Source organism: Pedobacter sp. MR2016-19, assembly GCF_014947265.1.
Taxonomy (GTDB): domain Bacteria; phylum Bacteroidota; class Bacteroidia; order Sphingobacteriales; family Sphingobacteriaceae; genus Pedobacter.
Window position 1 is genome coordinate 25,608 of record NZ_JADCNK010000033.1, and the last position, 7,808, is coordinate 33,415.

Below are 7,808 nucleotides of genomic sequence, written 5' to 3' on the forward strand. Positions count from 1 at the left end.
TGGTGATACTTTTTATCGCTTAAAAATTACATTTTATTTATTTAATTTTTCAACAAAGTATTTTATAATTTCGGCATCGGTATCTTCATCGAACTTACGTGCAAACAGTTTATCTGATTGTTCCAGTCTTTCTAAATCATTTATGTCAAGTGTTTTTGGGAACTGCGGCCCTGTCTTCCAATCAATCATTCTTAAATTGTTATTTTCTACCCGTTCTTTATAGGATGAGTTTAATAATATAGTTTGAAAAAAAAGTTCATCGGGAATATTACTATATTTAAAGAAATGACAAAACCCCGGTGTTTTGTTGATAAAGTGAATGATGTACTCGGTGCAATCGGCTGTAAGCGTCCACCATTGTGAACCTCCATATATTATATTTATGTTTTTTGGCCAATCTTTTTTTATTTTATTCTCTTTTTGGGCCAATCTCAATTTATTCGTTTCCTCATATCCTAATTCATCGATAAACCAATAATAGTCTACCCGATCTAAGCCACCATTGCCGCTCCAGTCTTTATAGTTCGGGAGCTCAAAAAAATCTATAAACTGTTTTCCTTTGTGCCCCTTAAGATATTGCCCAATTTGCTTATTGGTTTTTATTGGCAAATCCATCCCGCTATGTAAAGAAATATAATCAAATTTTTCGTTCTTAAAATTTAGTGCTTCTAATATTAAATTTAAAGTAGCCTCAACCATATTAAAACCACCCCAATTAACAACACTTCTCTTTTTAAGAGCCTGCCAATTTTTACTTTTTGTTATTTTATTTAGTTGTCTTGAAGCAGATGATGCATGTAAACGAGCATCCAAATGTATAAAGCAATAGTTTTGGGTTTCATTAGTAAGTGCATCAATCAACAAGGCAAGTTGAGCAATACTTCGATGTGCGAGAATGAGGTAAGCAATGCGCATAATTCAAATATATATAATTTCAAGACAAATACCTTATATAGGCATTTCGAATTCTTTCCAACCTTTCTTCAGTACGAACAAACATTTCTTGTACCAATCCTGGCTTTTCGTCATATACAGCCATAATATCCGAAGAACCAAAATCCTTTTTTTTGGAAATAAAAGGACACAGTATCATCTTATGGCTGGTAAGTCCGGATAAGACGATATCGGCTGCATCATTTTTCTTAAATTTATACTTCAACATTTTTGGGAAAATGCTTTTGTATAATACTATAAACTGTGTAGATTGAAAGGGAGTTATCCACATGCGATTAAGCGTTAATGGTAAGGCATAGCCAAAATTACCTATGCCTCCTGAAAGAATTTCTACCCCCTGTTCATGTGCTTCAATTATATTAGTAAGCAGATATTCCTTTTGATAAGCTTTAGTAAATTCATGGTCATCTTCACAAATAATAATTACATCATCTTCGTTTTTAATAGCTAATTGAATTACTTTAATCATACTTCGCCATAGACCAATAGCCTCTATTTTATGTTCACACGCTTCCACAACTTGAATGGAAAATTCTGTTTTGCCTTTAAATTGTGCTATAATATGCTTTCTACGTTCATTGCGTTCAGGCAAATTAATGATATAAGTAGGAATGGTTATGTTTTCTAATGCTCCGCTCATTTAAATTGTTTTATAGAAATGTTTCGCTTTAACTAAATGGGATAAAATAATATCGCTCTTTTCAAATATTTCAGTTACATAGCCTTCCTTGTTATTAAATTGAGTAGCATCAGAGTATCCAAATTCTTTTTGGGTAGAGAGAAAAGGGTAAATAATAAATTTATTCACAGTTAATGAACATATTTTTCTGTCAGCAGTATCTCCGATATTAAAATCGGCGTTAATAATTGTTTGAAAAAATTTACTGAAAACAATCATAAATTGTGTGCCTGTAAATTGATCCACCCAAAACAGGTTCTCCGAAAGAGGTAATGCATCAAGAAACCAACTCACTCCGCCCAGTAAAACATCTGCTTCTTTTTGTTGGGCTTCTTTTATGGCATTCAATAGTTTAGCCATGCCGTAATTTTTTGTAAATTCATGGTCATCTTCACATATTAAAATGTATTCTTCTTGTTTTGGAGCCAAATTTTGTATGATATTTACTATTGTTTGCCATAGACCTAGAGCACCATTTTCATTTTCAATGGCTTTTATCAAGTTTATCTTGTATGCTTTTTCAGCCTCAAATTGAGAAATAATGTGAGATCTTCGTTCTATTCTCTTTTCTAAATTGATGATATAAGTTTTTATAGTTTTTTGCATTATTATAATCTTAGATTAATCAATAATTATTTTTTTCTTTGGTATAAACAATCAATCCTGTCATAATAACTTTTATATTTCAATTTAGTGGGGTTAAGGTTATTTGACCAGATTGAGGTATCATTTAAATAGATTCATCCTGGCAGTGCAAATGTTACTTTAGTTTAATTATGATTTTTCACTACGTTCTTTAATTGATTAAATATTTTATATCCTCCAGTTTGTACGGTTCCGGTAGTTTATAGCCGTTTACCAATATGGTTGGTGTAAATGCAATTTCGGCCAGCTCGCACCATGCCTTTTGTCTTTCCGTTACGTTATTTATATCTCCATTAAAACTTACCGGGTATTGCTCAGCCCAAGTATCATATTTTTTTTGAGTTTGAGCATACCAATCACTCAAAGCATTTTCTACCAAAGCCATGTCGTTTGATTTGGCCAAGGCATGAATATGGCGAGCCATTTTTGTTTTTTCATCATCATCATGATTTGCAGTAGTAAATATTATTTTCAACTGCAAATCATCACGTTGATGTAACCATTCATCTAATTGTTGATGAGCTTTTGCACAAGGGCCACAAAACGGATTGCTTACCATAGTAATAATATTTTCGGCAAGTGGATTCCCTAGTATGATAGGCATTAAATCTTCTGGAACGTCATAATGTGGTTGGTTCTTTAAAGCTTGTATAAAGAGCTCACTATTATACTTGAATTTCTTTAATTGTTGCTTCAAGCTACTTACTTGTGTAGCTTTATTAAAAAAAGGTTTGAGAAATGCCCAAGATGCAATCGGCAGCACAAAGCAAAATAGTAACAGAAAGAGCGTGTAAGTTGTTAGATCTGCTTGCCTGAAGGTTATCAGGTCAAAGCCGATACTCGTTACAAACTCTAGCCAAAGTAAAACTTGTATTGTACAACACAATACACACCAATTTTTTTGTCGATACTGGTAGTTAATAGAGTAAACAGTATAAGGTAAGGTAAAAAGATTTATAAATGCCAATATTGTCAGGCTATTTGGGTTTACCAGTAGTGTAAGCAGTGACCCGGCAAAATAAAAAAAACCAACTTCGCTCCAGGTTAACCAAGAAGTAACCTTGGCGGCTTCACTTTTCAAAATGGCATTACAATTGTTTTTGCTATTTAAACCGCAAAGATTTTGTACTAAAGGGTTACCCGCATCAATACTCTGTATCAGCAATAATATTCCTGTAGACAGACCTATAAGCTTGAAAAATAACATTAAGGCATAACTCGGAATAAGAATTTGATAGTTAACGCGAATGAGTACAGCAAGAATAGCGAGCAAAATAAGTAGGGGAGTTCTTGCTTTGTCGAACTTTTCTTTTAAATCGCTACTTTTATAATTGGCCTCTCCGCTTGCTTTATTGGCTTCAGCATATAGCCATGTACCACTCCATTTTTTTAAAAAATCTACTTCAGTCATTGAAGCTTCCCTGTTCTTCTCATCACTATATAATACTTTACCACCAATAATGCTATGTACCAAAATAAGATTACCACCATTTGTTTTAAAGTGTGCTAAAAATGGATAATGCATGGTTTTTGAATCATAATTTTCACTATCAGTTTGGTAAGCCAGATTAGCTATTTGCCATTCGGTTAAACAATCATCAATAGCCATGAGGCTCGGGTAATCTGGATGATTCGTTAAACATTGTCTAATGGTCGTTGCAGTTACCTTGACCTTTAGATTTTTAACTAATAGCTGCGTTACTGCTTCGACATTGTCTTGCTGCTTTTTAAAAGAAATCATATTTGATTAGTATTTTTATAAAAAAAAATTACAATTACAAATTGCAAATAATTGAGCCTATTTTTTTCTTTTTTATTCCAACCCCCCTAAAATTTTATGCAAACCCGAAAAAAGATAAAATTTACAACTAAATATCTCGTTGCTTTTTGAGCGGTCATAAAAATATCGATTTTGTCTTTACCCCGTGTCGAAATACTTCCTCTGAACTTACACTTACCGGGTTAATTACCGATAAAGCAATCGGTATAATAATTAAAAGCTTTTGTCGTTAATGTTCTGGAAAAACTGCTATGTTAAGCCCAAATGATTTATATCAATAAATGGCATAATTGTGTTTTTTCTATCGGTAAATTAGTTCCTGGTAATTATTTTTTTATTATTGTTAAATAACCATTTAATAGAACGCTCATAAATTAACCTTTTGAATACTTTCACATGCATCGTTGTAGACGATGATCACTTTGCTACTGCACAGATTGCAGAATATATTTTGAAGATTCCTGCATTAAAACTTATTGATTGTTTTAACGATCCCCTTGAGGCAATAAAAAGGATAAAAAAAATAAATAAGCCCGTTGATTTTCTATTTATAGATGTGGAAATGCCAAATATGAGCGGCATTGAGCTTGCGGGGCATCTGGTTCAAAAATATAATAATCTTATCCTCGTAAGTGCACATGTTAAGTATGCTCTTGAGGGGTATGGTATAAATGCAAGACAGTTTCTTGCAAAGCCCTTTGATTTTAAAAAATTCAATTTTGTGATGAGAGAGGTTATTGAGAAGTTTGTTAAAGAAAAACCGTTCATCATGGTAAAGTTGGGATCAAAGAATGAGGTCGTAAAAATTTATACGGAGAATATTATTGTAATTGAAGGGGCATCAAACTATATCAAGATCCACACTCTAAGCAAAATCTATGTTCCTTATTACAAATTATCTTCTATAGATGAGGATCTTAAAATACATCCGGATTTTTTACGTATAAACAGATCCAATATTATCTCTGCAAAACATATTAAAAAAGTGGAGGGATATAAACTTATGTTAAAAAACGGTCTTGAGGTCTCAGTTAGCGATGCTTATAAGGGCAAATTTGATTGGTTTTTGACAGAACTTATAAGGAAATATTAAAATTTGCTTATGATTTATGATTGAATATATAATCAGTGCTTTATCCTTGATTTTTTGTACTATTGGAATATTGTCGATTAAGCATTAACTATACAATGCCTGCAATTCTATCTCATGTATAATTTAGTTGGCTGCTGATACAGCCTGTGGCTGTATCTTACATGCAAAATGAGCTCTAAATTTTATACAGCAAACAGCCTTAATTATTTTTAGCAGATCAAGATAAAGCTGCTGGTTTCGAATCTAAATCGCGTCTGTTTTTGTTTCATACACGTGCCGACCGGCATGACGATCTAAAAATATCTTTAAAACCCTCTTCAATATTTTTTTTCCACCCGATCTATGGTACGAATTGCTTTTTTCTGAATTTGGCTACTCTCTATTGGTTATTTTCACCTTGTATCCCGCTTAATCACAATTCAGAAGCATATGAGCTGTTCTGAATGTTTGAGAATTATAGAAAACTTTGTTGATTATTGAGTATGAATTCTCAACCTCTTTTTTGTAAGTTTTATGGTATAGCGTATCATCCGTAATTTGTTTCATAAAAAAAATATAGTCATAACTGCATTTAACAATGAATGGTTTATTTTCGTAAAAAGTATCAATCTTGCCGTGAGGATAAATAATGATTAATTATCTTAAATTGCTCGAGCTTCAGCTGGATAGATCCAATCATCATACCATCCCTTAATATTGGTGCTGTACAATTTGCATGATGAAGTACAATATCATTTGGCGGCATAAGTGAGTCAAACATGTAATGAGATGTGGCCCAAAATTGTCTTGGTAAAACATTCCATTTAATGGCAATTTTATTTTCCCTTAGAATCTGATTCATGGCAGATTGATCTGCAAATGGCATTTCCCCAAAATCACTTTGCAAAATAAGCTCATATAACAAGAGGGTGAGGTCATTACATCTGATTGCTGTGAAGCCACTATTCACCTCTTTTAGAGGCCATCTTTCAGCTTGAAAGACAATGTCATTACCGGCAATGGCAGAATAAATTAATTCAGAACACATTCCATAAAATTGAATATCTATATCTGCCCAAATGATAATATCTCCTCGATTTTCCTTGATTTTTTCGATCAAAAAACTGATCTTGGTTTGGATAATTTGGTACCATCCTTTCGTTGCAAAATTTCCATTTCCTTCTCCTGTTTTCCCCAAATACTCTATATGAACTTCCCAATCATCTTTAATACTATTTTGAAAAATAGATTTCAGCTCTACTACTTCATCTGTATAAAACGAATATATTTTTGTAATTTTAGACATTTCATTTTTCAATTAGGTACTTAATTTTCTTTATAGCCGAAGCAATTATTTGATGCATATCACAATACTTATATTCAGCTAGCGGTTATCAAAAATAATATTTTATTCCAGTCTTGCAAGTGTTAAGTACGATTTAACTTTGAGGTTTTTTGTCGGTAATTGGATAATATACTTCTTTACCTGGGGTTTATTCTTCGGTATATTCTCTGGTAATTACAGTTTTTTTTTCTGAATTCAAGGTGTTTATGTATCAATGATAGGTGCATAACCCTGGTTTCATTCTGTAGAATTGATCAATGCTACGCATTGGAAGTTTGGGATATCAAGTATTTCCTGTTCAATCTTAAACTTTTGTATTCCAGATGACCAAATTTATATTCATAGAATTCATCTATTTTTCCTGTATATACTACGGTTGTAGATCTTCCTAACCATTTCGACTTGCCTTCAAAAAATCAGTACTTGTTCTGACTTCAATCCCTGACAAAGGCGTCAATCAATTTATTATACCCTAAATACTGGCGTGCACCAGCACCTTTTATTTAAGCATCACTTAAAATGGACCTAAGCTCAGAAATAAGAGCAGAACTGCTATTTTAGCATTATCCAAAACTGAAGACAGCATATAATATCCTTGAAGCTCGGGGAGATATTAGGGTATGTAAAAGTAATGAGCAGGCATTAAGCGTTTAGCATTATGGTACAATGAGGTAGAAGAATGTGGTATTGACTCTTTTAGAACTGTGACAAGATCAATAAAGGCGCATTAATTATCTATTCTAAACTTTTTCATTAACAGGACTACGAATGCATCGGCAGAATCTTTCAATGCAAAGATCAAATCTCTTAGAGCAACTCCAAGAGGGGTAAGGGATGTGAAGTTCTTCTTATTTAGATTATGGAAAATATATGCTTAAAGCCCCCAACTTTCCGCTTGATCTTTAGTAATTCAATATTAACTAATAATTATATCCTTTAATATGAATAGAACTAGTCAAATATACTAAAATCTAAGAAATTATCTAAAAACTAATGGGTGATATGCTGTGCTTAAAGGATACTTCATCTGTACTTTGGAAATTTATGGACTAAATACAATAGATGAAGTAGTAATTATACAACTTTAGGGATCTTATATTATTATGAAACGATATCTGAAGGTTCCGAGTGGTTCGTTTGGCAGAAAAACCAGTTTTTTATTAAACATATGACTGTTTTAGTTTGTGTTTTTCAATTTTTACTTATTGATATTCATTTGGTTAGGGGTTGATAATCAAATAAAGGCTTATTCGATTATCTTTGGATGTATATTTTTCCTACTTTTGCATCCCGCTTCGGAGGAAGAGGTTAATAAACTGAAAAGGTGGCATAA

7 protein-coding genes and 1 pseudogene are annotated in these 7,808 nt (G+C 32.5%); 2 read left to right on the top strand and 6 right to left on the bottom strand.

Going from position 1 to position 7,808, the window contains the following annotated elements:
- Window positions 1-33 precede the first annotated feature (33 nt).
- The 4 genes from IM793_RS23945 to IM793_RS23960 form a co-directional block, all read right to left on the bottom strand.
- The gene (locus tag IM793_RS23945) at window positions 34-915 is read right to left on the bottom strand and encodes a beta-1,6-N-acetylglucosaminyltransferase (RefSeq protein ID WP_193425925.1); all 882 of its coding nucleotides are present in this window, start codon (window positions 913-915) and stop codon (window positions 34-36) included.
- A 19-nt stretch (window positions 916-934) separates the two neighbouring features.
- Window positions 935-1,594 (bottom strand): glycosyl transferase, encoded by a 660-nt coding sequence (locus tag IM793_RS23950; RefSeq protein WP_193425927.1) that lies wholly within the window; start codon window positions 1,592-1,594, stop codon window positions 935-937.
- Complete coding sequence (locus tag IM793_RS23955) at window positions 1,595-2,239, bottom strand: glycosyl transferase (RefSeq protein WP_193425929.1); 645 nt, start codon at window positions 2,237-2,239, stop codon at window positions 1,595-1,597.
- Between the two features lie 190 nt (window positions 2,240-2,429).
- Window positions 2,430-4,019, bottom strand: coding sequence for a thioredoxin domain-containing protein (locus IM793_RS23960; RefSeq protein WP_193425931.1), 1,590 nt, complete (start codon window positions 4,017-4,019; stop codon window positions 2,430-2,432).
- A gap of 421 nt (window positions 4,020-4,440) precedes the next feature.
- On the opposite strand from IM793_RS23960, the gene IM793_RS23965 reads away from it, so the two are divergent.
- A complete protein-coding gene (locus IM793_RS23965; protein WP_193425933.1) occupies window positions 4,441-5,151 on the top strand; it encodes a LytTR family DNA-binding domain-containing protein in 711 nt (236 codons plus the stop codon).
- 604 nt (window positions 5,152-5,755) lie between these two features.
- Here the strand turns inward: IM793_RS23965 and IM793_RS23970 are convergent.
- A complete protein-coding gene (locus tag IM793_RS23970; RefSeq protein WP_193425935.1) occupies window positions 5,756-6,436 on the bottom strand; it encodes a putative nucleotide-diphospho-sugar transferase in 681 nt (226 codons plus the stop codon).
- Window positions 6,437-6,735: 299 nt separating this feature from the next.
- A pseudogene (locus IM793_RS25205) lies at window positions 6,736-6,876 on the bottom strand (UDP-galactopyranose mutase); the annotation flags it as partial.
- Between the two features lie 336 nt (window positions 6,877-7,212).
- Between IM793_RS25205 and IM793_RS25210 the strand changes: the two are divergent.
- A complete protein-coding gene (locus IM793_RS25210; protein ID WP_370629851.1) occupies window positions 7,213-7,353 on the top strand; it encodes a transposase in 141 nt (46 codons plus the stop codon).
- Window positions 7,354-7,808: the final 455 nt, after the last annotated feature.